The organism is Lactococcus lactis, from assembly GCF_029023865.1.
GTDB classification, from domain to species: Bacteria; Bacillota; Bacilli; order Lactobacillales; family Streptococcaceae; genus Lactococcus; species Lactococcus lactis.
Genome location: NZ_CP118969.1, coordinates 354646 through 380583 on the forward strand (window position 1 = coordinate 354646; position 25938 = coordinate 380583).

General features: G+C 34.3%; 25 protein-coding genes. 17 read left to right on the forward strand and 8 right to left on the reverse strand.

Features of this window, described 5'->3' with window-relative positions; all coding sequences use genetic code 11:
* Positions 1–27 precede the first annotated feature (27 nt).
* Entirely contained in the window at positions 28–1191 is a 1164-nt protein-coding gene (gene recA / locus PYW37_RS01880) for a recombinase RecA (protein ID WP_023189932.1), read from the forward strand.
* 12 nt (positions 1192–1203) lie between these two features.
* Here recA and PYW37_RS01885 read toward each other — a convergent pair whose 3' ends face one another.
* Together PYW37_RS01885 and PYW37_RS01890 are read right to left on the reverse strand one after the other, a co-directional pair.
* On the reverse strand, positions 1204–2577 hold the full coding sequence (locus tag PYW37_RS01885) for an amino acid permease (RefSeq protein ID WP_025016560.1): 1374 nt from the start codon (positions 2575–2577) through the stop codon (positions 1204–1206).
* Between the two features lie 68 nt (positions 2578–2645).
* Positions 2646–4025 carry an amino acid permease gene (locus PYW37_RS01890; RefSeq protein WP_023189931.1) on the reverse strand — a complete coding sequence of 460 codons (1380 nt, stop codon included), beginning with the start codon at positions 4023–4025 and terminating at the stop codon, positions 2646–2648.
* Positions 4026–4171: 146 nt separating this feature from the next.
* Here PYW37_RS01890 and PYW37_RS01895 point away from each other — a divergent pair, with 146 nt between their 5' ends.
* The 3 genes from PYW37_RS01895 to PYW37_RS01905 all read left to right on the forward strand — a co-directional run bounded on the left by PYW37_RS01895 (position 4172) and on the right by PYW37_RS01905 (position 5601).
* Positions 4172–4552: a YlbF family regulator gene (locus PYW37_RS01895; protein ID WP_025016559.1), complete on the forward strand. Its 381-nt coding sequence runs from the start codon at positions 4172–4174 to the stop codon at positions 4550–4552.
* The gene (locus PYW37_RS01900; protein ID WP_003131624.1) at positions 4539–4853 is read left to right on the forward strand and encodes a DUF2129 domain-containing protein; all 315 of its coding nucleotides are present in this window, start codon (positions 4539–4541) and stop codon (positions 4851–4853) included. Before PYW37_RS01895 ends, PYW37_RS01900 begins: the two co-directional genes overlap by 14 nt.
* A 229-nt stretch (positions 4854–5082) precedes the next feature.
* Positions 5083–5601 carry a hypothetical protein gene (locus PYW37_RS01905; RefSeq protein WP_003131623.1) on the forward strand — a complete coding sequence of 173 codons (519 nt, stop codon included), beginning with the start codon at positions 5083–5085 and terminating at the stop codon, positions 5599–5601.
* A gap of 64 nt (positions 5602–5665) precedes the next feature.
* Here PYW37_RS01905 and PYW37_RS01910 read toward each other — a convergent pair whose 3' ends face one another.
* Complete coding sequence (locus PYW37_RS01910) at positions 5666–6259, reverse strand: CYTH domain-containing protein (protein ID WP_010905301.1); 594 nt, start codon at positions 6257–6259, stop codon at positions 5666–5668.
* A 216-nt stretch (positions 6260–6475) separates the two neighbouring features.
* Between PYW37_RS01910 and PYW37_RS01915 the strand changes: the two genes are divergently transcribed.
* The 4 genes from PYW37_RS01915 to PYW37_RS01930 all read left to right on the forward strand — a co-directional run bounded on the left by PYW37_RS01915 (position 6476) and on the right by PYW37_RS01930 (position 9809).
* Entirely contained in the window at positions 6476–7282 is an 807-nt protein-coding gene (locus PYW37_RS01915; RefSeq protein ID WP_025016558.1) for a DUF817 domain-containing protein, read from the forward strand.
* A gap of 187 nt (positions 7283–7469) precedes the next feature.
* Positions 7470–8129, forward strand: coding sequence for a GTP pyrophosphokinase (locus PYW37_RS01920; RefSeq protein WP_025016557.1), 660 nt, complete (start codon positions 7470–7472; stop codon positions 8127–8129).
* Positions 8116–8928, forward strand: coding sequence for an NAD kinase (locus PYW37_RS01925; protein ID WP_023189928.1), 813 nt, complete (start codon positions 8116–8118; stop codon positions 8926–8928). The genes PYW37_RS01920 and PYW37_RS01925 overlap by 14 nt, the downstream gene beginning before the upstream one ends.
* Positions 8928–9809 (forward strand): RluA family pseudouridine synthase, encoded by an 882-nt coding sequence (locus PYW37_RS01930; RefSeq protein ID WP_017864117.1) that lies wholly within the window; start codon positions 8928–8930, stop codon positions 9807–9809. The genes PYW37_RS01925 and PYW37_RS01930 overlap by 1 nt, the downstream gene beginning before the upstream one ends.
* A 41-nt stretch (positions 9810–9850) precedes the next feature.
* Here PYW37_RS01930 and PYW37_RS01935 read toward each other — a convergent pair whose 3' ends face one another.
* Positions 9851–10681: a peptidylprolyl isomerase gene (locus tag PYW37_RS01935; RefSeq protein WP_003131617.1), complete on the reverse strand. Its 831-nt coding sequence runs from the start codon at positions 10679–10681 to the stop codon at positions 9851–9853.
* A 310-nt stretch (positions 10682–10991) separates the two neighbouring features.
* On the opposite strand from PYW37_RS01935, the gene PYW37_RS01940 reads away from it, so the two are divergent.
* From PYW37_RS01940 to PYW37_RS01950, 3 genes are all read left to right on the forward strand, one after another.
* Positions 10992–12425 (forward strand): amino acid permease, encoded by a 1434-nt coding sequence (locus PYW37_RS01940; protein WP_010905304.1) that lies wholly within the window; start codon positions 10992–10994, stop codon positions 12423–12425.
* A gap of 114 nt (positions 12426–12539) precedes the next feature.
* Positions 12540–13352, forward strand: coding sequence for an NADPH-dependent FMN reductase (locus tag PYW37_RS01945; RefSeq protein WP_021723379.1), 813 nt, complete (start codon positions 12540–12542; stop codon positions 13350–13352).
* Positions 13352–14329 carry an FAD:protein FMN transferase gene (locus PYW37_RS01950; RefSeq protein WP_023189927.1) on the forward strand — a complete coding sequence of 326 codons (978 nt, stop codon included), beginning with the start codon at positions 13352–13354 and terminating at the stop codon, positions 14327–14329. Before PYW37_RS01945 ends, PYW37_RS01950 begins: the two co-directional genes overlap by 1 nt.
* A 96-nt stretch (positions 14330–14425) precedes the next feature.
* On the opposite strand, the gene lysS is transcribed toward PYW37_RS01950, so the two are convergent.
* Entirely contained in the window at positions 14426–15910 is a 1485-nt protein-coding gene (gene lysS / locus PYW37_RS01955) for a lysine--tRNA ligase (RefSeq protein ID WP_010905307.1), read from the reverse strand.
* A gap of 198 nt (positions 15911–16108) precedes the next feature.
* Entirely contained in the window at positions 16109–16927 is an 819-nt protein-coding gene (locus tag PYW37_RS01960; RefSeq protein WP_021722006.1) for a LysR family transcriptional regulator, read from the reverse strand.
* A 163-nt stretch (positions 16928–17090) separates the two neighbouring features.
* Here PYW37_RS01960 and PYW37_RS01965 point away from each other — a divergent pair, with 163 nt between their 5' ends.
* Positions 17091–18086: a YeiH family protein gene (locus PYW37_RS01965; protein WP_074453820.1), complete on the forward strand. Its 996-nt coding sequence runs from the start codon at positions 17091–17093 to the stop codon at positions 18084–18086.
* Positions 18087–18298: 212 nt separating this feature from the next.
* Here the strand turns inward: PYW37_RS01965 and PYW37_RS01970 are convergent, their stop codons facing one another.
* Entirely contained in the window at positions 18299–19243 is a 945-nt protein-coding gene (locus tag PYW37_RS01970) for an L-lactate dehydrogenase (protein WP_025016555.1), read from the reverse strand.
* Positions 19244–19538: 295 nt separating this feature from the next.
* Entirely contained in the window at positions 19539–20360 is an 822-nt protein-coding gene (locus PYW37_RS01975; protein WP_023189003.1) for a LysR family transcriptional regulator, read from the reverse strand.
* Between the two features lie 154 nt (positions 20361–20514).
* On the opposite strand from PYW37_RS01975, the gene PYW37_RS01980 reads away from it, so the two are divergent.
* From PYW37_RS01980 to PYW37_RS02000, 5 genes are all read left to right on the forward strand, one after another.
* Positions 20515–21489: a TDT family transporter gene (locus tag PYW37_RS01980; protein ID WP_032943208.1), complete on the forward strand. Its 975-nt coding sequence runs from the start codon at positions 20515–20517 to the stop codon at positions 21487–21489.
* A 289-nt stretch (positions 21490–21778) separates the two neighbouring features.
* The gene (gene thiI, locus PYW37_RS01985; protein WP_023189001.1) at positions 21779–22999 is read left to right on the forward strand and encodes a tRNA uracil 4-sulfurtransferase ThiI; all 1221 of its coding nucleotides are present in this window, start codon (positions 21779–21781) and stop codon (positions 22997–22999) included.
* 213 nt (positions 23000–23212) lie between these two features.
* Positions 23213–24616 (forward strand): MFS transporter, encoded by a 1404-nt coding sequence (locus PYW37_RS01990; RefSeq protein WP_044009724.1) that lies wholly within the window; start codon positions 23213–23215, stop codon positions 24614–24616.
* 160 nt (positions 24617–24776) lie between these two features.
* A complete protein-coding gene (locus PYW37_RS01995) occupies positions 24777–25382 on the forward strand; it encodes an FMN-dependent NADH-azoreductase (protein ID WP_025016552.1) in 606 nt (201 codons plus the stop codon).
* 94 nt (positions 25383–25476) lie between these two features.
* Entirely contained in the window at positions 25477–25911 is a 435-nt protein-coding gene (locus tag PYW37_RS02000; protein ID WP_021721998.1) for an OsmC family protein, read from the forward strand.
* The last annotated feature ends 27 nt before the right edge of the window (positions 25912–25938 follow it).

Here is a 25938-nt window from a genome sequence, read left to right on the forward strand (position 1 = left end):
ATAAATAAAGAATAACGGAGATAAAATTTGGCAACAAAGAAAAAAACAAATTTTGATGATATTACCAAAAAATATGGCGCTGAACGTGACAAAGCTTTGGCAGATGCACTTGCTCTGATTGAAAAAGACTTTGGGAAAGGTTCACTTATGCGACTTGGCGAAGCAGCCAACCAGAAAGTGTCAGTAGTAAGTTCAGGCTCACTTGCACTTGATATTGCGCTTGGTGCAGGTGGATATCCTAAAGGACGTATCGTTGAAATCTACGGACCAGAATCTTCTGGTAAAACAACAGTCGCTCTTCATGCCGTTGCAGCGGTTCAAAAAGAAGGTGGAATTGCAGCCTTTATCGATGCTGAAAATGCGCTTGACCCAGAATATGCAAAAGCGCTCGGTGTCAATATCGATGAACTTTTACTTTCACAACCAGACTATGGTGAACAAGGGCTTCAAATTGCTGAAAAATTGATTACATCTGGTGCAGTTGACTTAGTTGTTATTGACTCAGTTGCAGCTTTGGTACCTAAAGCCGAAATTGATGGTGAAATTGGTGACAGTTCAGTTGGGCTTCAAGCTCGTATGATGTCACAAGCCATGCGTAAACTTGCAGGACATATTAATAAAACAAAAACAACAGCTATTTTCATCAACCAATTGCGTGAAAAAGTTGGGGTTATGTTTGGTTCGCCAGAAACAACACCTGGTGGTCGTGCATTGAAATTCTACGCTTCTGTACGTCTTGATGTACGTGGTTCAACAAAAATCGAAGAAGGTTCTGGAGATAACAAGACCCAAATCGGTAAAATCACAAAAATCAAAGTCGTTAAAAATAAAGTGGCTCCACCATTCAAGGTTGCTCTCGTTGATATCATGTTTGGTGAAGGAATTTCAAGAACCGGTGAACTTTTAAACATTGCTGTTGATGAAGGAATCATCAAAAAATCAGGCGCTTGGTTTGCTTACAATGACGAAAAAATTGGTCAAGGAGCAGAAAAAGCGAAGAACTATCTCAAAGAACATCAAGAAATCTTTGATGAAATTGACCATAAAGTTCGTGCCGCACACGGTCTTCTTGATGAAGCAGAAGTAGCAGAAACTACAGAAGATACTTCAACAAAAGCTAAGGCAACTAAAGCTAAAAAAGAAGAAAAAGTAGTCGAAACTGAAGAAATTGAACTCGAACTTGAAGATTAAAAAAACAGCTGATTATTCAGCTGTTTTTATTTTTTTAAAGAAAGTAAATAGTCCAAAAATAAGAACCCAGATCACAGAACCAATAGCCGGAACAATTGTATCTTTAAAGCAGAATAGTGAAATAAAGATTAAGACAAATCCAGCAATGGCTAATGGAATAAAGATGTGGGCTGCAGGTAAAACAAACCCTTTAGGATCAAAATCGCTTGATTTCCGATATTTAAGATAAGTAATTAAGGTCATCAGATAAACCACTAGAAAAAGATTGGTTGCGACACTAGTAATAAAGACAAAAGAATTAGAAATCGCAGCAATCATCGAGATGAATGGAGTAAATAGAATTAATAATGAGGTGAAAAGTAAAGCATTTACTGGTACACCAGCTTTTGAAAATTTAGTAAATGGTTTAAGTATTTTATCATTATTGAGTTTTGATAAAGAATAAAGATTACGAGTGATTGAAAAGAGGGCAGAGTTTAAAGCCGAAGCAGCAGAAGTTAGTACGACAAAGTTCACTAAAGCCGCTGCCCACTTAATTCCAATGAGTTGGAAAATGGTAACAAATGGTGATTTATCAGCCGGAATATCGCGCCATTGGTAGATACTCATAATTGCCAACAGTGCCCCAACATAAAAGAGGACAATCCGAATTGGAATTTGGTTGATCGCTTTTTTCAAAGTTGGTCTAGGATTATCTGTTTCTGCTGCAGTCATTCCGATGAATTCCATCGAAACAAAAGCAAACATGACCATCTGGAAGCTTTCAAAGAAATTAGAAAGCCCATTTGGGAAGAACTCGAAGCCTTTGGTGATATTAGTTACACTAACAGTATCAGTTCCTGTATGATAATGACTAAAAATGAGGATTATTGCCGTTAAAATCAAACCAATAATCGCCACAATTTTAATCATCCCAAACCAAAATTCGGTTTCTCCAAAAAATTTTGGATTTAAAGTATTCAATAAAGTTAGAAGAACTAATACAAAGACTTCTGTCATCCAAATTGGTAAATCCGGCAACCAAAAATTAATATAAGTCCCAATAGCAATTAGCTCAGCCATAGCTACAAAAACAACAACCAGTAAATAAGACCACTGAATAAAGTAACCAGGTTTTTCACCGAGATAACGTGAAACAAAATTTAAAAAGGAATGTTGATTGGGATCTTGGTAAAGCATCTCCCCGATAGCTCTTAGGAGAATATACATAAGCGCACCGATTATTAAATAAACAAAAATAATTGATGGGCCGGTGAGGTGAATCGATTTTCCGGCACCGAGGAATAATCCCGTACCAATTGTTCCAGCAATGGCAATAAGTTGAATATGCCTATTTTTTAAACCACGTTGTGAGGGCTTATTTTCTTCATTTTGATTTGTATTCATAATATTATATTATACGCTTTTTCATTTAGTTTTTCAGAAGTCACTCTGTCTAGGAAAAGATGACTCGCTTAGATTTTTTTATAGTGCGAGTAGAGTCCAAAGAAAATTGTCCAGACAATTGCTCCCAAGGCCGGATAAAAGGTATCAGCATTGAAAAACAAAGAAGCAAAGACAATTGCAAAGATAGCTACGATAAAGGGAACGGTAATTTGAGGTTTTGGTGTCAAGAAACCTTTAGGATTGTAATCTTCAGATTTGCGATATTGCCAATAAGTGTAGAGGGTAATAAAGTAAACCACTAAAAATAAATTAGTCGTACAAGAGGCTGCAAAATCGAAAGCATTTTTTATCTGAGGAATAAGAGTCAGGACAGGAGCCAAAAGCGAGAGAGCAGTTGCCATATAAAGGGCATTGATAGGAATTCCCGCCTTAGAAAGTTTTGTAAAAGGAGTTAATCTTCCTTTGTCATGCTGTTGAGCAAGTGAGTACATATTTCGTGTTGCTGAAAATAATGAACTATTAAGCGCTGAAGCAGCAGAAGTCAGGACAACAAAGTTAATGAGCGCCGCTGCCCATTTGATTCCAATAAGTTGAAAAACCATAACAAATGGAGATTTATCAGCCGGAATATAGTGCCAGTTGAAAATAGCCATAATAGCCAAAAGTGCTCCAACATAGAAAAGTAAAATACGTACTGGAATTTGATTAATTGCTTTTGGTAAACTCTTTTTAGGATTAACTGTTTCTGCCGCAGTCATTCCAATAAATTCCATAGAAGTAAAGGCAAACATAACCATTTGTAAGGCACCCACAAAGTTCCAAGCACCGTGTGGGAAGAGTTGAAAGCCATCAAAAATGTTGTTTAGTGAAGCAGAGTCATGAACGGTTTTTCCGCTTAAAACAGTGCTATAGTGAAAATTACCAGCTACTAAAATAATCGCAGTGACAATCATTCCAATGATTGCTGCTACTTTAATCATCGCAAACCAAAATTCAGTTTCACCAAAAAAGCGAGAATTTAAAGTATTAAGTCCAAAAAGAAGAGCTAGCATGACAATTTCAATCAACCAAAGTGGAACTTGAGGAAGCCAAAATTGAATATAAGTTCCGATTGCTGTCAATTCAGAGATACAAACAAAAACAATAACTAACCAATAAGACCACTGAGTGAAGTAACCTGTCCTGACGCCTGAATATTTTGTGACAAAATTTAAAAATGAATGCTGACTAGGGTCGTTGTAAAGCATTTCTCCGATTGTTCTTAAGAAAAAGAACATCGCAATCCCAATAAGAATATAAGCAAAGATAACGCTTGGACCAGTCATTTGAATGGTTTTCCCAGCTCCTAGAAAAAGTCCGGTACCAATCGTTCCAGCAATAGCAATAAGTTGAATATGTCGGTTCTGTAAGCCCCGTTGAGCTTCATGTTTCTCTTGAAGATTTTTCAAAAGTTTTCCTCCCTTAAATTATCAGATAATTCCAATAATGTGTTAATTATTATACCAAATTAATAAATTTGTATCAAGAGTCATATTCTTTTTTGCTAAAAATAACAGTAAAGTGTATCATTTGATATTTATGATATAATAAAAATATGTTAATAATCGACCAAAATCTATTAGAAATAGATAATTTGTTGGAAAAGATAATGGACGAGTTTTTGAAATTTCCAGAAGTTGAAGCTTATCAGAAAGCTAAAGCTGATTTTATGGCAGATGAAAATTTACAAAGTCAGCTTAAAACTTTAGAGGATAATTCTGAATATATCGCTTTTCGCCCAGAGCTAAGAGCGCTTCAGCATGAAATAAATTTGAATGAGAAGGTTTATGCCTTTCGTTTGGCAGAAAATGACCTTCAACAAATTTTGACAGCTTTGACTAAGAAAATTACAAATAGTATTTCGGAACAGATTTATGTTGATGAGAATTTACCGTTGAAAGGAGGGCAACATGGACGACATCATGGAAAGCATTGAGAAAAAAGAAATTCGCCCCCTTTTTATAAAGGAGCGAATTGCAGTTTATGTTTATTGCTATTCATATAAAGGAACAAGACAATTAAGTAAATTTGGAGATGTGGTTTATACAAGCCAAAAATCAAATTATAGTTTACTCTATGTCAATAATGAAAATCTTTCAGATTTATTGAGTAAATTAAAAGATTTGAAATTTGTTAAAAAGGTACGTGTGGGTCATATTAAAGAACTTGACCAAAACTTTTCTGAAGCTTTTGCTCAAACTAATCTTGCCGTTAAAGAGGAAATTGAGCGCTTGTAAGTAAGGGAATAAAAGTGAGCTCACGTGTCAATAATGTAATTGGTATTGTGTATTATTTGAGTGAGCAGACTTTTTTTGTTAATATAGTAAAAAAAGAGAGGAGACTTGGTAGAGTAATACTGCTTCATTAGATGAAGTTTGGAATTTGTAAAAAAGTTGTATTCTATAGATTCTGATTATCACTTCTTCTCAACCATGAAACGATACCCAAAACCAAGGAAGAAAAACTATGTTGGAGACTCATTATTACTTCACTCCCATTTTAGACCATTTAGAACCATTTGATCATAATGATTGGCATTTATATCCGATTGTCACTTTACCTGCGGCTAAGCAACTACGGGATGCAGAAGATTTGCCTAAAAATATTGTTTCGTTAAATGCTTGTTATGACCGTTTGCGAAAAGTATCACTTGATTATCTAACTGTAAATCTTTACGGACGAAAACAAGGAAGAGCTTTTCTCTTATTGTTGCAGGATGTTTTAGAAGAAACGACGATTTTAGATTATACAGTTCAAGTTCGTCAGCAGATTTTGAAAGAAATCGGCGTGTCTACTCTGAATTTTATGGAATATCGTTCTTTTGCTAAAAGACATCTCGCTTTAATGTTAAAAGATTTTAGAAAAAATGATTTTCAAGCCTCTCCAGCAAGTCTGATTATGACTAATGAGGAATGTTTGAAAATTGAAGATTGTCCTCATGCCCTCTTACAACAATACTTAGAACAAATTGAAAAAACTGCCTGATACTTGTCAGACATTTTTTTTATAAAAAAATACTGACAGGATTCTGTCAGTAAAATTTTAAAAATTATTTTCGTAAATGTCTTAAACAGTCTAAAAAACGAACAACTTTGGATTTTGAAAAACGATATTCAACTCGATTTTTATCTAAAAAGTCAAAAAAGTCTTTTTTCCCTTGTTTGCTGTCATCTACTTCAAGCTCAAGCTCATAATCAGTATGCCCTAGATAATCATTCTTGTCTAATGCAGCAAGCCCAATTGGAAGATGTTGCTCATAACGAATCGTCGTCAAACTTCCAATTAAAGTGATTTCCTCAAGATTAATATCTCTTGCAGTCAGTAACTCACAGATTTCACTTAAATCAGTCTCTCCACAGACAATATTTCGCTCGCCAAGGAGTTGTTGAGCTTCTTCAAGACTGAGATCAATATTATATTCAATATTTCCAACTTCTTGCGGAACTTTTAAAGTCATTTCTGCGGACTTATCAAAAGTTCTAATACGCAAAGCCAATTTTTTCTTGCGTAATTTAAAATCTTTTGAATCTAAGTAGTGGTTAGTTTGCCTAACAGGGGTTACGTGAGTAAAGAGTTTTTTGAGCTGGTCATACTCAGCCAGCGACAATAGCGACTTATACTCAATCTCCAAATTCGTACTCATTAATTAATTTTTAAGATAATTTTCTAAAGAAAATATCTTTCCTTTCAGTTGGGTTAAACGATATATTAATTAAAAGTATATCAAAAGGCTGACTATAAGTAAAGTTGCGCCCTAAGTTGAAGAAAGAGAAAAGCTGGCTCAAAGCAGAGAAACAAAGGGAAGTTTTAAAAATGAAGGAGACTAGACAAGGACTGAAAATATGATAGAATTAAGGCTATGGAAAAAGTAGAAGAGAAATATCATTTAAAAGATTTTTGGGATTTTGGTTTGAAACAATTTCGGTCAGCAATTTTTGGAATTACCATTATTCTGTCATTAATTGTGACTACCTTCATCAAAATTCCACATCTTGCAAGTTATGACACTTTATTGATTTGTGTCATCGTCATTCAAATGATACTTTTGGTCAGCAAATATGAGCGAGCTTATGATTTAATTCCAATCATGGTCTTCCATGTTTTGGGAATGATTTTAGAAATATTTAAAGTAAAGCATGGGAGTTGGTCCTATCCAGATGCCGGCTTATTTAAAATTATGGATGTTCCCTTATACAGTGCTTTTATGTACTCGGCAATTGGCTCATATATTGTTCGGACAATAAAAGAGTTTGATTTAGAAGCAATCAATTGGCCGCATTGGTTGATGTCCATTGGTATTTCTGTTCTTATTTATCTCAACTTTTTTAGTGGAACCTTTGGCTTTGATTTCAGAAATATCTTTTATCTCTTTATTTTAATGATTTTCTGGAAAACTAAATTTTCTTTTGTATTGCGGACAAAACGTTATCAAATGCCGGCAATTTTGAGTTTCTTTTTAATCGGTCTCTTTATTTATTTTGCAGAGAATATTGGTTCTTATTTTAGTGCTTGGACTTATTCTTATCAGTTAAAAGCTTGGCAATTTGTTGATTTAGGTAAAATCTCTTCATGGACTTTATTGATTATCGTTTCAATCATTATTGTTATTGAACTACAGAGATATTTTTCAAAAAAGATAAAAGTAAAAAATATAATTAAGAACTAAAAAGGGCAAAATGATTGCTCTTTTTTTATTGAAATTTAAAGCATTTAAGTAGCAATAATGTGAATAAAGCAAACTTATGTTAAAATATTAGATGTGATTCTAATAAATATAGAAGTCAGAAATCGTTTAAGATTTAAATACTCAAAAAAGGAGTATGTGAGAGCAATTGCTTTTGCAAAGTGAAAAAATGTTTAATTGGGAAGAATTCTTGGACCCTTATATCCAAACAGTTGGTGAGTTAAAAATAAAATTTCGGGGCGTTCGTAAGCAATATTTGAAGAAAGGACTTTATTCTCCGATTGAATTTGTTACGGGGCGCGTGAAACGTCGAGAATCAATCAGAAATAAGGCCAAACTTCGTGGTTACACACGAGAAAACTTAGCTGAAATGGAAGATATTGCTGGTGTTCGAGTGATGGTCCAGTTTGTTGATGATGTTTGGGATGTATTGGAGCTTTTACGTAAACGCAAAGATTTTAAAATTATTGAAGAACGTGATTATATTAATAACCAAAAAGCTTCTGGTTACCGTTCTTATCATGTAATTGTTGAATATCCAATTGATACAATTGATGGTTTCCAAATTGTCAATGCTGAAATTCAAATTAGAACTTTAGCCATGAATTTTTGGGCAACGATTGAACACTCCCTTAATTACAAGTACGGGGGCTTGATTCCTGAGGATGTCAAGGCAAGATTGACTAATGCAGCGCGTGAAGCTGCTCAACTTGATTTGGAAATGGGTGAAATCCGTGAGGATATTCAAGAAGCACAGTTACTTTTTGATAGTCCTCAGCAAAAACAAGACTTTAAAAAAGAAAATGGTGAAGAAAATGAACTTTGGTAAAAAAGTCTGGCTTATTGGAAATTCGAGTGAAAAATCCAAAAAAACGCTCAATAAATTGAGCAAGATTTTGAAAGCTGAACATTTCGTTTTTGATGATATTAATCCTGAAATTGTGATTTCAGTTGGAGGAGATGGGACGCTTCTAAGAGCAATGCACATGTACGAATATCAGCTAGATCGTGTGCGATTTTTGGGTGTTCATACGGGGCATTTGGGCTTTTATACTGATTTTACTGACGAAGATTTGTTTGAAGTCGTAGAGGCTCTTTATGATGAAAATCCAGCTCAAGCGATTCACTATCCACTCATTCGTGTTCAAGTTAGTTTTACTGACGGATATCAAATTGTACGACATGTTCTCAATGAAGCAACGATTCGACGTGCAAGTAAAACGATGGTTGGGGATGTTAGAATTTCTGATTATCTTTTTGAACGTTTTCGTGGGGACGGCTTGTCAATTTCAACTCCAACAGGTTCAACGGCTTATAATAAATCAATTGGAGGAGCCGTTGTTCATCCGCGGGTAAAAGCAATGCAAGTTGCTGAAATTGCAAGTTTGAACAATGTCGTTTATCGAACATTAGGTTCACCAATGATTGTAGCTGAGAAAGATACAATTACCGTTTGTCCTGCGTCAGAGGATGATTATAGTTTGACTTTTGATCAGTTGACTTTTGAATACAAAAATATCAAATCAATTGAGTTTTCTTTGGATGGAACAACGATTTCTTTTGCAAATTGTGCTCACACACCATTTTGGGAACGGGTCAGTAAGTCCTTTATTGGGGAGGTTGAGTAATGCAGTTTGCTTTTAGAAACGAGATTGAAGGAAGCATGGTTAAATCAATGCTAAGCCGTCACGGTATTTCTAGGAGATTGCTGACAAAAGTAAAATTTGATGGTGGAAAAATAACAGTTAATGGTCAGGAAAAAAATGCCATTTATCGTCTGGAAAAGGATGATTTGGTGACGGTCACAGTCCCAGATGAGCCAGATAATGAAAAGTTAATTCCTGATGATTTTCCACTCAATGTCCTATTTGAAGATGACCACTATTTAGTGGTTGAAAAGCCAGCAGGCAAGCCATCAATTACAGGGTCCTTGCATCCGACTGGTGCCATGTCAAATGCTGTCAAAGGATATATTAGTCAAAAAAATTATGCTAATCAAACGGTGCATATTATCACTAGACTAGACCGTGATACCAGTGGAATCATGTTTTTAGCTAAACATCGTTATGCACATGCTTTAATGAATCAACATAAATTTCGCGACACGATGGAAAAACGCTATTTTGCTATTGTAAATGGCCAAGATTTGCCAGATTCTGGTCGAATTGATTTACCAATTGGACGTCGTGATGATTCGATTATTCAAAGGCAAGTTCGCTTTGATGAAAAAGCAAAAGATGCCCTGACTTCTTACGTTGTTGCTGAGCGAAAAAATGATTTAGCCCTTCTTGATATTATTTTGCATACAGGCAGAACTCACCAAATTCGTGTTCATTTTTCTCATTTGGGTTATCCTTTAATTGGTGATGATTTATACGGTGGAAATCATGATTTGATTTCACGTCAAGCCCTTCACTGTCATCATTTACAGTTCTTAAATCCTTTTACTGACGAAATGGTTCATGTTGAATTAGACATGCCAGAAGATATGAAAAACTTATTGAAATAAAAAAGTTACTGACAGATTTTCTGTCAGTAACTTTTTATTTATTAAAATTTCCAGTTTTTAAGAATTTTAACAGATTTAATTTTTACAGGGTCAACAGGAGATGAAGCTTCGCCAGAACCACTTGATGTAACCTCGGCTTTAGCGATTTTATCAACGACATCCATTCCTGAGATAACTTGACCAAAGACAGTGTAACTTCCGTCTAAACTAGGGTATCCCCCTTTTTTATAAGCATCAATTATTTTTTGAGGATATTTAGTCTTGTCTTGAATTTGACTGGTCATATCTTGGGAATTTTGCACAATGAAAAATTGTGAACTGCTAGAGCTTGCTTGGCCGGTATTTGCTAAAGCAAGTGCGCCGCGGATATTGTACAGTTGATTAGAAATTTCAGTATCAAATGTTTTCCCACCAAAAATTGAAGCAGTACCAGTTCCTTGATTAGAAGGGTCACCAGATTGAATCATGAAATCTTTGATGACACGGAAGAATTCATTGTTTTTGTAGTAACCATTTTTGGCAAGAACAAGGAAATTTTGAACCGCATTAGGGGCCAATTTAGGGAAAAGTTTAATATTGATATTTCCAGCAGTCGTTTTAATTTCGACCTCAGCTTCATCCTCAGCAACAGTTGTAGAAAGTTGTGGCAAAGTCAAATCATTAAGGGCAGTTGTAGAATTTTTTACTGCATCATGTAATTTATAATTTGTTGGATAATCAACTTTTTGGCTTGAAGAAGTGCTTGTACTACTTGCTGTATTATCAGTTGTTTTTGGACGATTTGCAAAGAAAACAAGGAGTCCAACGACAATAACTAAGACAATCCCAAAGATTGTAAAAAGAATTGTATTATTTTTTTTATTCGTATTCATAGGAATATTTTAACATAAAAATGAGTAATTATAAATTTTTATCAAATTAATTCTTGCAATTTCCAAAAAAAAGGTATAGAATATAGAAAAATCACGAAAGGAGAATCACGAAATGAATAACTTCTCATTACGCCATCATCATTTGCATAGATAAGAGTTGTGTCATACAGTAGGTATAGATACAGCTTTAGAGTACGCTCAAGTATCTATGCCGGTGATTCTCAAGAGACCGGTTGTAAAGACAACTGGTCTTTTTATTTGTTCGTGCTCTGGTTTGTAGAAAAAAACAAGAGATTAGAAAGCAAAGATTATGGAAAATCAAAATCAGGTCAAGCGCAACCTTAAACAGCGCCACATCACCATGATTGCATTGGGTGGTACAATTGGAACAGGTTTATTTTTAACCTCAGGAGCAACAATTAGTCAAGCAGGTCCCTGGGGCGCAGTTCTTGCTTATTGTTTTATTGGTATTATGGTTTACTTCGTAATGACTTCCTTAGGTGAGATGGCGACATATTTGCCTACCTCAGGTTCATTCTCCGATTATGGCGGTCGTTATGTTGATCCTGCTTTTGGCTTTGCATTAGGGTGGAACTATTGGCTCAATGGAGCGATTACCATTGCCGTGGATTTAACGACAGCAGGATTGATTACGCAGTTTTGGTTCCCGCACCTTCCGTCTTGGATATTTTCAGGAATTGCGACAGTCTTAATTTTTATTATTAATGTTATGGCGGTTGGAGCATTCGGGGAAACAGAATATTGGTTATCAACGATTAAAGTGATTACGATTGTCCTCTTTTTAGCTATTGGTTTACTTACCATTTTTGGAGTTTTGGGACAAGGAAATGTTGATGTCGTTGCCAATTTAAGTGCTGGCAATCATGGCTTTGTTGGTGGAATTTCAGGATTTGTTGGAGTTTTACTTATTGCCGGATTCTCTTTTCAAGGAACTGAGCTTTTAGGGATTACCGCAGGTGAATCTGAAGACCCAGGTAAGTCAATTCCTAAAGCAATGAACTCTATTTTCTGGCGTATCTTACTTTTTTACATCTTTTCAATCATTGTGATTGCTGCAATTATCAATTTTAAAGACCCTCGCTTGTTAAATCCAAATTCGACAGCTGTCATGAGTCCATTTACTATTGTCTTTAAAAATATTGGCTTTGCAGTTGCAGCTTCAGTTATGAATGCGGTCATTCTTACTTCGGTAATTTCATCAGCAAATTCAGTAATGTATGCTTCAACACGTATTCTTTATTCATTGGGACAAGAAAAAGGGGCACCAAAATTCTTTGGACGAACAGCAAAAAATGGAATTCCTTTTTATGCCCTATTAGCCACAACAATTATTTGTTTTATTGCTTTCTTAACTGGAATATTTGGAACGCAAATTTATCTTTTCTTGGTTGATTTATCATCACTAACAGGATTTCTTGCTTGGCTTGGAATTTCTATCAGTCATATCCGTTTTAGAAGAGCCTATATTGCTCAAGGGAAAAAATTGGAAGATCTTCCTTACAAAGCTAAATGGTTCCCATTTGGTCCAATTGTTGCGCTCTTGATGACTGCGGCAATTGCCATTAATCTTGACCCAGCCATGCTCTTTAGTGAGCACTGGGGTGAAGGCTTAGCTTTATACGCTGCAATTCCTATTTTCATTATTCTTTATTTTGGTTATAAATGGAAGTATAATACAAAAATTATTCCACTTGAAGAAGTAGATTTGAGTCGGGAAAAATAATATCTGAATCACAATTCGTATAGAGTTGTGGTTTTTTATTTATAATATAAAGAGAAGTAAGGACATTTTTTAAGAGTTACTTACCCAAAATTACCAAGTGAAAGAGGAAATGGGATGAAGTTTATCGCCATTGTTGGGACCAATGCTAGTTTTTCTTATAATCGAAAACTCCTTTGGTACATGAAAAAACATTTTACAAAAGAAGCACAAATTGAAATAGTAGAAATTACAGACCTGCCACTATTTTCTGAGGATATCAGAGAAATTCCTGAAGGGGTTCAGAAAATTGCAGAGGCAATAAGAGAAGCGGATGGTTTGATTTTTTCAACGCCTGAATATGATCATGCGATTACTGCTGCTTTGAAATCATTGATAGAATGGCTGTCATGGATAAAACCTCAGCCATTGAACAGTCTACCGGTTATGATTGTTGGGGTTTCTCTTGGAAATATGGGAACTGTTTTTGCCCAAGAAAACCTTCGACAAATTTTGAGTTCACCGGGTCTGGATGCTTTTGTTTTACCTTCCAATCAATTTCTTTTAGGACGAGCAGCTGAAGCATTTAATCAACAAGATGAATTGATCGATGAACGGACAATTAGCTGGTTGGAGCATTGTTTTAATAATTTTATGATTTACAGTAAAACATTAAAACCGATGAGATTTCCTTCGCCAAAAAAAGAGAATAATAAAGAAATAATTGAGAGTGAGGAAAGTAAAAACTCTACAGAAACCGATGAAGTTTGGTGGACTAAAGAAACGAATCAAGGATTGCCAGTTCTTTCCGATGCAGATACAGGAGCTTCTGAGTATGAAGAAGTGATTGAACCTGAAAATTCGGCCTATCTACAATTTTTGGAAGAGGGAGAAACTTGGGAGTTTGATGATATTGGAGAATTAAGAGGAAAATCGGAAGAAGAAGACTGATGAAAATTTTAGAAAAAAAGTCAACCTTGAAAATTTCCAAAACTTATCGAGCTTTAGGGACAGTCATTAGCTTAACAATTTATGGTCATCAAGACGAGGAGCTATTAGATAAAACTTATCAATTAATCAAGTATTATGAGCAGCTTTTTACGGTAAATCGTGACCAATCAGAATTGATGGCTGTCAATCATAAAGCAGGAATAGAGCCTGTTCAAGTATCAGGAGTAGTTTATGGCTTAACAAAAATAGCGCTTGAAAAAAGCAAGGAAGCATTTGGTTTTAATGCAGCAATTGGTCCTCTCGTTAAACTTTGGCATATTGGCTTTTCAGATGCTAAATTGCCAACTCAAGCAGAAATAGATGAAAAGTTAAAAATAATTAATCCAGATAGGATTATTCTAAGGGATGATGAATTTTCAATATTTTTGCCAGAAAAAGGGATGGAAATTGACTTAGGAGCGATAGCAAAAGGTTATATTGCCGACCGGATTAAAGATTTTTGGGATGCTTACGGTATCTCCTCCGGCATCATTAATCTAGGAGGAAATCTTCTATTGGTGGGAGAAGCTCCGCATCAGACAGATAAAAAATGGCGCATAGGCATTAGAAATCCTTTAACTAATGATAAAAAACCTGTGCTACAGCTTTTGTCTGGTGAAGGTTCTGTTGTGACTTCGGGAATTTCTGAGCGTTACTTGAAAGTGAATGATAAGATTTACCATCATATTATTGACTCCAAAACAGGTTATCCACACCTTAATCAGCTGGCCAGTGTTACTGTTTTATCCCAAAAATCAATTGATGGTGAAATTGAAACGACCCGATTATTTTTTGCTGACGGTCCAATTGAAAATTGGCTGACAGAAAATCCGGAAGTTTATGGCGCTATTTTTATTAGTAAAGATAAGAAAATAAAAGCCGTTGGAATTCCCCAAAGTCAGATTTATGTTGCTGATCAAAGTTTTGAATTTGAATAAGTTAAAATTTAAGTGTAGATAATTTCTGTCAGTACTTTTGCCAATAAAAATTTACTGACAGAAATAAAAAAAACCGCCAAAAGCGGTTTTTATTTTTTATTTCATAGTTGGGAAAAGCAAAACGTCACGGATTGAAGTTGTGCCAGTAAAGAGCATCACTAAGCGGTCAATCCCGATACCGAGTCCACCTGTTGGTGGCATACCGTGTTCGAGTGCTTCAACATAATCGTAATCGACACCAGTTGCTTCATCATCCCCAAGTTCTTTAGCTTTAGCTTGAGCTTCAAAACGTTCCAATTGGTCAATTGGGTCATTCAATTCGCTGAAAGCATTGGCGTATTCTTTACCGTTGATGAAAAGTTCAAAACGGTCAGTAAAACGTGGGTCTTTTTCATTCATTTTAGCAAGTGGTGAAATTTCTTTTGGGTGACCAAAAACGAAAGTAGGTTGAATCAAAGTTTCTTCAACATATTTTTCAAAGAATTCGTTAATAATATGACCAACAGAAGTGAAATGTTTTTCAACATGAATATCATGTTCTTTTGCAAGAGCTGTTGCTTCTTCAAAAGTCATCTCAGGCCAGAAATCAACTCCAGCAACTTCCTTGATGGCATCAACCATGTGAACACGTTTGAATTTTCCGCCAACATTAATTTCTTTACCATCGTATTCAAGAACATCTTGACCAACCACTGTTTTAGCAACATGTTGGAAGATTCCTTCTGTCAAATCCATGATATCTTCAAAATCAGCATAAGCTTCATAAGATTCCATTGTTGTGAATTCTGGATTATGAGTCATATCCATTCCTTCGTTACGGAAGACACGGCCAAGTTCATAAACTTTTTCCATTCCACCAACAATCAAACGTTTCAAGTGTAATTCAGTTGCAATACGAAGCGCCATATCAATATCAAGACTGTTATGATGTGTGTAGAATGGACGAGCAGCAGCACCACCGGCTTCATTGTTAAGTACTGGAGTTTCAACTTCAAGATATCCACGACCATCCATATAACGACGGATTTCACTGATAATTTTAGAACGAGTGACAAAACGATTGAAGCTTTCTTTATTTGAAATCAAATCCAAATAACGTTTACGATAACGTGTTTCAGTGTCAGTCAAACCATGGAATTTTTCAGGCAAAGGACGAAGCGCTTTTGAGAGGAAAGTCAATTTTTTTGCTTTAATTGACAATTCACCCATGTCAGTTTTCATGATTTCGCCTTCAACACCAAGGAAATCTCCGAGGTCAGCTTTTTTGAAAATTTCATAATTTTCTTCGCCGACTTCATCTTTACGAACATAAAGTTGAATTTGGCCTTCGCGGTCTTGAAGATGGGCGAAACCGACTTTACCTTTACCACGTTTAGTCATCAAACGACCAGCGACAATTCCTGAAAGTGCAAGTTCATGCAATTCTTCTTTCGTCTTTTCGTCATAAGCTTCGTGTAGTTCTTGTGAGTTGTGCGTACGTGTAAATTTATGTCCAAATGGGTCAATTCCCGCTTCGCGCAGGTTTTCCATTTTTTCACGGCGGACTTTCATTTGGTCATTAAGTTCTTCGATTTCAGCCAAAATAGTACTCCTTGTAATTTTTTATTCTCTCTATTTTAACATATTTTCAAAAAATTAACAGAAATTTTTTTGTCAGTAAACGCTTTAAGCATAGGCTTGAGAAGATTTTTTTACTGTCAGTAAAAAATGCTGATAAAATGACTGACAGAAATTTAGAAAATGATGAATGACCTTAAAGAATTTCTGTCAGTAAATTTTTTAAAACTCACTTAAATTTTTGATTTTTTTAATCACAGTTTTGAGCAATTTGTCTTGTTCAGACAAAAAAGAAAGACCATAAAAAATGCGTTGATAACGTTCGCCAAGACCTTGAAAAGCAATATTTTCATTAATAAATCGTTTTGAAATCAATGACAGGCCAATGCCAGCCTTAAGTTGACTGACAATCATATCATTGTTATTGACGCTGACCAAATTCTTTGGATTAAGATTATTTTCTTTAAGATAATTATGTGTATAATGAGCCACACCAGACCCTGCTTCGCGAATAAAAAAGATGTCACTTTCTGGATTGCCAGCAAGAACGAGTTCATCTTTAAAAAGTGGGAAAGTTTCGATGGTTTCATCCATCATCGGTTTTTCAATAATTCCAAAATGAATTTCATGATTACGAATTAAATCAAAAACCTCTTGAGAATCAAGCATCATTAATTCAATGTTAAGTTGTTCAAGTTCAGGAATTAAATTTTTAAAAATCAAAGGTAAAACAGTAGTTGCTGAACTATGGGAAGCAGCAATTTTAAAAGGTTTACGACTAGGTGTCTGATTTTTTAGGGAAAATTGTAATTCATTCCAATCATTGAGCGTTTTTAAAGCCTTAGGATAAAGAAGGTGGGCACTTTCTGTGGGAATTACTTCTTGGTGTTGCCCTCTTGAAAAAAGGTGAACTTTTAGTTCTTCCTCCAATTTTTTAATTCTAACAGTTGCGGTTGGCTGTGAAATAAAACATTGATTAGCAGCTCTGGTAAAGCTTTTGGTTTCAAACACAGCAATAAAAGTTTCGAGTAAAGCGAACATAAATCTTCCTTTAATTAATAAAAGTAATTTTAAAAATGATAATAATTTATTTTACAAAATAAAGGAGATTGTGTAAACTAATTGATGCTAGACAATTAAAAAAGGAAAAAGTAGAAAAATGTTAAAATTAAAAAATTATATTAAAAATGATAGACAGGCCATAATGAGTATTTTGCCAGGCTTTCTGCTCTCCTTTGCCATTGCTATAGTAAGTTATTTACTCAATCGTTTCATCTTCCATAGTTTAGGTTCAGCAACCATTGCAATATTATTAGGAATTATTTTAGGTAATTTGTACTTCAAACAAGTCACTTTGTTTGCAGGAACAGCTTGGTCAGAAAAAAAACTTCTGGAATTTTCAGTGATGTTTTTAGGGGCCACAGTCACTTTCCAAACCATTGGTAAGTTAGGATTCTCCGGAGTAGGATTTATACTAATACAAATGATTTCAACAATTATTTTTGTTTTGTTTATGGGTAAAAAACTAGGATTTTCTGCTAATGTTTCTGCCCTAATGGCTTCTGGGAATGCAGTTTGTGGTTCATCAGCAATTGCCGCAGTTGAACCAGTTATTGGAGCTGAAACCAGTGAGAAAAGAACATCGATTGCGATGGTCAATCTTATGGGAACTATTTTAATGCTAAGTCTTCCATTTTTAGGAACTTGGATATTCGGTAATAATGATTTATTAAGGGGGGCACTGATTGGTGGAACAGAACAATCTGTTGGTCAAGTCGTTGCTTCAGCAACAATGGTAAATCCAAACACAACAACCTTAGCCACTCTATTTAAAATTATGCGAATTATCATGCTCGTTTTTGTTGTTTTATATTTTGGTTTCAGAAGTAAAAAACAAAAAATAAATGAACAAGGACCTACTCAAATAAAAATTAAAAGAAATTCTTTTTTACCATGGTATGTTCTTGGTTTCTTAGTGCTTTGTACTTTAGATACATTGATTCATTTTGTGCCGGAAGTTTCAGCTACCGCAAAATTTCTATCCGGTTGGTGTGAAACCATTGCCTTAGCTGCTATTGGTTTACGACTAAATTTGGTTAAATTTATAAAAGCAGGAAAAAAATTACTGATTTATGGTTTATCTACTTTAGTCTTTCAAGTAGTTCTTGCACTTATTTTAATAAGCCTTTTAATCAAATAATTAGAATTAAAACAATAATAAAGTCATTAAACCAGATATTTAGTGACTTTTTTGTGCTAATTATTATCAGTTAAATTTTTGAACCTAGTAAAAAATTATTAATCAATCGGACTCATTAATGTTAAACCAGATTAATCCCCAAAGTGAAGCAATGACTAAAAAGAGTAGAGCAAGCATTTTATTTTCCTTTATATTTGTAAGGTTTGGATAGATTACTTAATAGATTCTATTACCTCTTTAAGTTGACTGACAGATTTTTCAAATTGTTTCTTTTCATAAGCATCAATATTTAGTTCAATGATTTCTCTAACACCATTTTGATTTACAATAGATGGAACACCGGTAAAGACACCTTCTTGACCATATTCACCACGTAAATAGGCAGAAACTGGTAGAATTGCTTGTTCATTATTTAAGATGGCTTTGACAATTCTAGCTGTACTCATTCCAATGCCGTAATAAGTAGCCTGTTTTTTATCAATAATCTCATAGGCAGCATTTTTTACCTTATTTGACAAATTAGACAAATCTTCAACCCCTATTTTTTTATTTTTAACAATAAATTCAAGAATAGGTTTTCCACCTACCGTCGTGTGTGACCAAACTGCAACTTCAGAATCGCCATGTTCGCCAATAATATATCCATGAACGCTCCGTGGATCAATTTCTAGCTTTGTGGCCAACTCTTTTCTAAAACGAGTAGTATCCAAAGTTGTACCAGTTCCGACAATTCGAGATTGATCAAGACCAGAAGTTTCCCAAGCGACATAGGTAAGAATATCCACAGGATTTGAAGCAATTACAAAAATACCATCAAAACCTGAGTCCATAACCTGAGTCACGATTGAGCGCATAATTTTAGCATTTGTATTAACCAAATCTAAACGTGATTGACCTGGTTTTTGATTCACACCAGCCGTAACGACCACAATATCAGCATTTTTACAATCCTTGTAATCTCCAGCTCTCACAATAACATTTTCTTGCCCCCAAGAAACGCCATCTAATAAATCTAAGGCTTCACCCTCAGCTTTATCCTGATTAACATCTATCAAAAGCAACTCATTAACAAGTCCTTGATTAATCATTGAATAAGCAATACTTGTTCCAACAAAACCTGTTCCTATAACAACTACTTTTCTGCTTGTAATTTTCATTTTTAGCTCCTTTTCAATTTATGTATATTTTTTTTATAAAGCCTATCTGTTAAAAAGCCAAAGATAACTAATCATAGTACATAAAATTAAAATGATAGAAATTACAAAACTAATGATGATAAAAGCCAATTCTATCTCCTCCTTCAACCCCTTTTTCTGATGTCTTTTATAAAATCTATAATTATTTTATCTCTATTTTTATAATGTGTAAAATGAATTTATTTTATCATTATTATTAATAAAAATAATAAAAAAACAAAAGCAGTTTGCGCATGTTTTTCTATTTTTATTAATTCTAATGAATTTCGGTTTCTTTTTTTATTTTACTAATTAATTTTTGAATCATAGGGTCTTTTTCTTCATCAAAAGAAACTCCTAGAAACTCTCTATGATAATTACTCCCAAGTTCTTGATAAGGGATATCATCAGTTAAAAATGATTTAGAAATTAAAGAAGAACCTAAGCCTGCTTTGATATGGGAAATAATCATCTCATTGCTATTCATACGAACAATGTTTCTTTGAGCAGAAGGAGCGGATTTGAGATATCTTTTGATATAATATCCAATTCCTGAACCAGATTCTCTGGTAAAGAATGTTTCTGAATCCGTATTTCCGGCAAGTACTAATTCATCTAAAAATAAAGTAAATGTTTCGGTTTGATCGCTAATGAGTAATCGCTCAATGATTCCAAAATGTAAATCATGATTTGCAACTAATTCAAATACTTTTTCTGAGTCATACATATTAATTTCTACATCTAAATGTTCCAACTCGTCTTCAAATACTTTAAAGATTCTTGGCATAATACTTAGAGCAGCACTGTGTGAAACCCCAATTTTGAAAGGATGTTTTGCAAGAGATTTTTTTTGAACTTCAGCTTGGTCTTCCTCCCATTTTTTTAGATAGGCAATAGCTTTGGGATAGAATAATATGGCGGCTTCAGTCGGAATGATTTCTTGGTGTTTTCCTCTTAAAAATAATGTTGATTTTAATTCTTCTTCGAGTTTCTTAATTCTCACGGTTACAGTGGGTTGGGAAATAAATAAATATTTTCCAGCTAAGGTAAAACTTTTAGTTTCATAAACGACGATAAAGGTCTCAAATAATGAAAACATGTGATTTTCTCCCTAAAATACAAAAATAGCAAATTATTTTTTTTAATTTATATGATTATAATAATTTATTTTACAAATTAAATCAACTATTATATATTATTAATAGAATCAATTATTTAAGACGAATTAATAAAAAATATAGAAAGAGAAGTCTATGATGTATTCAAAATTCATATCATTTTTAAAACAAATTCCCCTTCCGATATGTGGCTTAATTTTGGGTTTAATATCCTTAGGGAATCTCCTTTACAGTAAAGGTTACCCTATTTTAGGAAATTCTTACGATATGTTAGGTTTATTCCTGATGTTTTTAATTTTGCTCAAGATAGTACTGGCAATGAAACATACAATTTCGACTTTGAATGACCCAATTGTAGCCTCTGTTTCACCAACTTTTACGATGTCTTTAATGGTACTAAGCGTATTTTTAAAACGTTTGTCCGGCTTTAGTCTTCTTGCGAATGTTACTTGGTGGACTGCTTTAATCTTGCATCTTATCTTAATGATGTATTTTATTTATCTTCATGTGCTACCAAAAGAATTAAAAATACATGATGTTTATCCAAGCTGGTTTATTACTTTTGTAGGCATTGGGGTAATATCGGCAACATCACCAGATTTCGGTCTTGAAGTGGGTAAAGTTGTGGTTTGGATAACATTACTCTTTTACTTTATTCTTCTTCCTATTGTTATGCATAGAGTTTTCATTTTACGAAAAATGCACAAATCTTTACTTCCTTTGATTACAATTATCACGGCACCAGGTTCACTTGGTTTAGTAGGATACCTCACTGTTGTAGAAGCAAAATCTAAAATATTCGTTATCTTTTTATTTATTTTATCGCAAGCTATCTATTTTATAACTTTAGGCTTGCTGACAAAACTTTTGAGAAATGCCTTTTATCCTAGTTATGCTGCCTTTACATTTCCTCTCGTTATTTCTGCAACTGCGGTAAATTTAACAAGTAAACTCAGCGTTTTTCAGTTCCTGAATTTAGAATTATTAGCGAATATGGAAATCCCTATAGCAATTGCAATCGTTACTTATGTGCTCATCAGATACTGTATTTTTTTAGGATCAAAATTAATTCAGATTATGTCTGAAAAATATTCTCCTGAAAGTATATAAAAATAAATCATTGATAAAAATTACCACTAGGTCAATAATCTAGTGGCTTTTTATTTTGCTTTAAAAATAGAGTATATCAAGCTCAATAGAGCCTTAAGAAATCCTTTATAAATGAGACAATAATTTTAAAAATGCCTATAAAAAAAGGGACACATTGTGTTATAATTAGAACGCTGCGTGCTTTTTTTCTTTAAATAAAGAAGATTTGACTGGTTTTTTAACTTAAATCATTCATTTTTTTGAAGTATTTAATGATTAAAAGTATGCAAAAGAATATAGGAGAATAAAAATGACTGTATTATATGATGAAATCATGGTTCGTTATGGTGAACTTTCAACCAAAGGAAAAAATCGTGGTTACTTTATCAATCGTTTGGCAAAAAATATCCGCGAAGTCCTTGCAGATATGCCTGAATTAAAAATTACAGCAGTAAGAGATAGAGCACACATTGAACTTAATGGAGCAGATTATGCTGAAGTTTCAAATCGTTTAACAAAAGTTTTTGGAATCCAAAATTTTTCACCTTCAATCAAAGTCGAAAAATCAATGCCCATTATCAAAGAAGAAGTTGTGGCACTTTTTAAGGAGATTTATAGCGAAGGGCAGACTTTTAAAATTGCTACCAGACGAGCTGACCATAACTTTGAATTAGATTCAACAGAATTAAATATTGCTTTAGGAGATGTTGTTTTTGATAATTTCTCTTACGCAAAAGTACAAATGAAAAAGCCTGATATCACATTGCGCGTTGAAATCAGACAAGATGCGACTTATCTTAGTTTTGAAGATATAAAAGGTGCTGGAGGAATGCCAGTCGGAACAGCAGGACGTGGACATCTAATGCTCTCAGGTGGAATTGATTCACCAGTTGCAGGTTATTTAGCGTTGAAACGCGGAGTTGAGATTGAGGCTGTTCACTTTGCTAGCCCTCCTTACACTTCACCAGGAGCTTTGAAGAAAGCCAAAGACTTAGCAGCTAAATTAACCGTTTTTGGAGGTTCAATTACCTTTATTGAAGTACCATTTACCGAGATTCAAGAAGAAATAAAAGCCAAGGCTCCACAAGCATATTTGATGACAATTACACGCCGTTTTATGATGCGCGTGGTTGATCGGGTTCGTGAAGAACGTGGTGGAAAAGTGATTATTAATGGAGAATCTTTGGGACAAGTTGCTAGCCAAACGCTTGGCTCAATGTCTGCCATTAATGAAGTAACTAATACTCCAGTTATTCGACCAGTAGTAACAATGGATAAAAATGAAATTATTGAAATAGCTGAAAAAATCGATACTTTTAATTTATCAATTCTACCATTTGAAGATTGTTGTACTGTCTTTGCACCACCTTCTCCAAAAACAAATCCAAAACTTGAAAATTGTATTCAATATGAAAAGAGAATGGATGTTGAGGGGATGGTTGACCGTGCGGTCAAAGGAATTATGCTCACAACAATTACTGGTGAAAACTGGGACCAAACTAAAGAAGAAGAGTTTGCTGATTTCTTATAATAAAAAATGCTACTTATAATATTATGAGTAGCATTTTCATTTGATTAGGAAACTACGATTGATAGTCTAAACTTGACAAAGATTGGAAACAAGGATATAATTACCAACGTTATTTATAAACTTAGAAAAAATTAATTGAGTTCATCAGTATAGCAAGACTTATTAGGAATTTTATTTAAAGAAGATGATACTCAATTTATAGGAAAGGATTTTATGTCAGACAGAATAAAGGCTTTAATTGCCTTAGGGATATTTACATTTATGTCAAAATTGGATGGTTCAATTGTTAATATTGCTCTACCAACAATGTCAAAGGAGCTTCATGTCTCTACTTCTCAAATCACTTGGGTGGTGACAATCTATTTAATTGTAATTTCAGCGATTGTACTGATTTTTGGCCGTTTAGGCGATTTAATAGGTAAATCACGAATTGCCCGCATTGGTTGGGGAATTTTTATTTTAGGCTCTGCACTTGCTGGGTTAAATTTTGGTTGGGGCTTAGGTTTTCTTCTTTTTGCACGGGTGATTCAGGCTATTGGGGCGTCAATGTTTATGGCAACCGGTTTTGGAATTATTTCAGAAATTTTCCCACCTGAAAGTCGAGCAAGAGCACTTTCCATTTCAGCGATGTTTGTATCGGTTGGCTCAATCGCTGGACCTGCCCTTGGAGGACTGATTTTACAGGTCGCTTCATGGAATTATATCTTTTGGATAAATGTCCCTATCGGAATTTTAGCATGGATTTTTGGAAATCATGCTTTGCCAAAAGAAAAAACCAGTGGAAAATGGTCGGATATTGATTTTAAAGGTGGAACATTAATGACTTCTGTTATTGTTTTACTTTTCTTAGCTCTTAATTTTGGGCAAGCTTTGGGTTGGACCAATCCATTAATTATTATTGGTGCATTGCTTGGCTTTATTCTCTTTGGAATATTTATTTTAACAGAGAAAAAGGTCGCTCAGCCTTTGCTTGATTTAGGAATTTTTAAATCAAAATTATTTTCAATGAGTATTATTATGGCTCTCTTTAATTTTACAGTATCGATGTTCTCAAGTATTTTGTTACCATTCTACTTACAAGATTTTAGAAATTATGGGCCAGGCTTGGCAGGGATGATTATGATGGCTTATCCTGTTGCTATGCTGATTGCTAGCCCTTTAGCAGGTTCGGCAGCAGATAAAATGGATAAAGAAATTGTTACTTTTGTAGGAATTTCAGGGATTGTTTTGTCACAGCTCGGCTATTTACTGATAAATCCGCATTCTGCTCCATGGCTAGTTGTTGTTATTCTTTTGATTCAAGGAATGTCTATGGGGATTTTCCAAAGTCCGAACAATGCTTTGATTATGGAAACTGTTGACCGTAAGTATTTAGGAATTGCTGGGTCAGTTAATTCTCTTGCCCGTAATATGGCCTTTGTTTTAGGGACGTCTTTAGCAACATTGATTTTATTCACAGCGATGTCTAATCAGTTGGGGTATAAGGTAACAACTTATTTGCACAATCAACCAGATGTCTTTTTACACGGTTTCCACGTGGCCTTCTATTTTTCAACATTTCTTGTTTTAGTAACTTGGGTTCTTGGCTTATTCCGCTTGTTGGGACGTAAAAAGTAAAATAAAAACAATCTAAATGATTGTTTTTTTACTGACAGAATTTCTGTCAGTAAAATGTTTACATGTGTAAATTTTCACGTACTAAATATATTGATAATTTAGTAAAGTTTGCTATAATAATTTTTATAACACAAAAATAATTTCTATAAAGGAACAAAATATGTCTAAACTTCTTGTTGTAAAAGGTCACCCACTTACTGCTGATTATTCACTTTCACTCAAAGGTCTTGATGCTTTCGTCAAAGCCTATAAAGCTGCTCATCCAGAAGATGAAATTGAAGAACTAGATGTTTTCAGTGCTGATATTCCAACTTTGAATACTGAATTGGTCAGTACAATGTTCGCAGGTGAGAATGCTGAACTTACAGCTTCACAAAAAGATAAATTGGCTCGTTTTGCTGGTTTTACAGAACAATTTTTGTCAGCTGATAAAGTAGTCATTGCTAATCCAATGTATAACTTGATGATTCCTGCTGAACTTAAATCTTGGGTTGATACAGTCAATGTTGCCGGTAAAACATTCAAATATACAGCCGAAGGTCCTGTTGGTTTAGCAAATGGCAAAAAAGTCTTGCACTTACAAGCTAATGGTGGAGTTTATGGAGCACAAGATCCAGCAACAATTTACATGTCAGCAATCTTCAATTTTATCGGTAGCGATTTTAGACAAATTGCCGTTGAAGGACATGCTTATGATCCAGAAAAAACAGAAGAACTTCTTGCTGAATTCATTAATAAAGTAGAGTTAGAAGCTCAAACATTCTAAAGAAAAGTCTGTCATTGAACAGACTTTTTATTGAATTTACTGACAGAAAATAGGAGAGTCATATTTTTCTGTCAGTAAATTGAAAGGATAAAAAATGGTAAAACATCTTTTTAATTCACATATTGATTGGTTGGGGGGGAGAAATTCCATCGGTGACTTACAGGCTGGGGCACTGAATGAAAAAATTTCAATTCCTAAAACTATGGATGGTCCAGGAGTCGGAACAAATCCTGATGAAATGCTACTCGGAGCAGCCAGTACTTGTTATTCGATTACATTAGCTGCCATGCTTGAGCGAAATGATATTCTCCTGGAACATCTGAAAGTAGATGCTAAAGGAGTAGTTGATGTGACAAAAGGAACCTTTACTTATGAAAAAATAACTTATCATGTCGCTATGAAATTGACAAAAGAATCAGATGAAGTTAAAGCAATTAAACTTGCCAAACGGGCAGAAAGTTCTTGCATGATTTCAAGAGCGATTCAAGGAAACATTGAGTTAGAAACGATTATTAGAATTGAAAAATAAAAAGTTACTGACAGGTCTGTCAGTAAC

Coding starts and splice junctions, on each gene's coding strand:
- PYW37_RS01915 (WP_025016558.1), top strand. CDS start 6,476: ATGGAAAAAGTAGAAGAGAAATATCATTTAAAAGATTTTTGGGATTTT.
- PYW37_RS01975 (WP_023189003.1), bottom strand. CDS start 20,360: ATGTTTTCATTATTTGAGACCTTTATCGTCGTTTATGAAACTAAAAGT.
- PYW37_RS01960 (WP_021722006.1), bottom strand. CDS start 16,927: ATGTTCGCTTTACTCGAAACTTTTATTGCTGTGTTTGAAACCAAAAGC.
- PYW37_RS01990 (WP_044009724.1), top strand. CDS start 23,213: ATGTCAGACAGAATAAAGGCTTTAATTGCCTTAGGGATATTTACATTT.
- PYW37_RS01965 (WP_074453820.1), top strand. CDS start 17,091: ATGAGTATTTTGCCAGGCTTTCTGCTCTCCTTTGCCATTGCTATAGTA.
- PYW37_RS01900 (WP_003131624.1), top strand. CDS start 4,539: ATGGAAAGCATTGAGAAAAAAGAAATTCGCCCCCTTTTTATAAAGGAG.
- PYW37_RS01950 (WP_023189927.1), top strand. CDS start 13,352: ATGAAAATTTTAGAAAAAAAGTCAACCTTGAAAATTTCCAAAACTTAT.
- PYW37_RS02000 (WP_021721998.1), top strand. CDS start 25,477: ATGGTAAAACATCTTTTTAATTCACATATTGATTGGTTGGGGGGGAGA.
- thiI (WP_023189001.1), top strand. CDS start 21,779: ATGACTGTATTATATGATGAAATCATGGTTCGTTATGGTGAACTTTCA.
- PYW37_RS01995 (WP_025016552.1), top strand. CDS start 24,777: ATGTCTAAACTTCTTGTTGTAAAAGGTCACCCACTTACTGCTGATTAT.
- PYW37_RS01895 (WP_025016559.1), top strand. CDS start 4,172: ATGTTAATAATCGACCAAAATCTATTAGAAATAGATAATTTGTTGGAA.
- PYW37_RS01925 (WP_023189928.1), top strand. CDS start 8,116: ATGAACTTTGGTAAAAAAGTCTGGCTTATTGGAAATTCGAGTGAAAAA.
- PYW37_RS01920 (WP_025016557.1), top strand. CDS start 7,470: ATGTTTAATTGGGAAGAATTCTTGGACCCTTATATCCAAACAGTTGGT.
- PYW37_RS01935 (WP_003131617.1), bottom strand. CDS start 10,681: ATGAATACGAATAAAAAAAATAATACAATTCTTTTTACAATCTTTGGG.
- PYW37_RS01945 (WP_021723379.1), top strand. CDS start 12,540: ATGAAGTTTATCGCCATTGTTGGGACCAATGCTAGTTTTTCTTATAAT.
- PYW37_RS01940 (WP_010905304.1), top strand. CDS start 10,992: ATGGAAAATCAAAATCAGGTCAAGCGCAACCTTAAACAGCGCCACATC.
- PYW37_RS01885 (WP_025016560.1), bottom strand. CDS start 2,577: ATGAATACAAATCAAAATGAAGAAAATAAGCCCTCACAACGTGGTTTA.
- PYW37_RS01905 (WP_003131623.1), top strand. CDS start 5,083: ATGTTGGAGACTCATTATTACTTCACTCCCATTTTAGACCATTTAGAA.
- PYW37_RS01980 (WP_032943208.1), top strand. CDS start 20,515: ATGATGTATTCAAAATTCATATCATTTTTAAAACAAATTCCCCTTCCG.
- PYW37_RS01910 (WP_010905301.1), bottom strand. CDS start 6,259: ATGAGTACGAATTTGGAGATTGAGTATAAGTCGCTATTGTCGCTGGCT.
- PYW37_RS01930 (WP_017864117.1), top strand. CDS start 8,928: ATGCAGTTTGCTTTTAGAAACGAGATTGAAGGAAGCATGGTTAAATCA.
- PYW37_RS01970 (WP_025016555.1), bottom strand. CDS start 19,243: ATGAAAATTACAAGCAGAAAAGTAGTTGTTATAGGAACAGGTTTTGTT.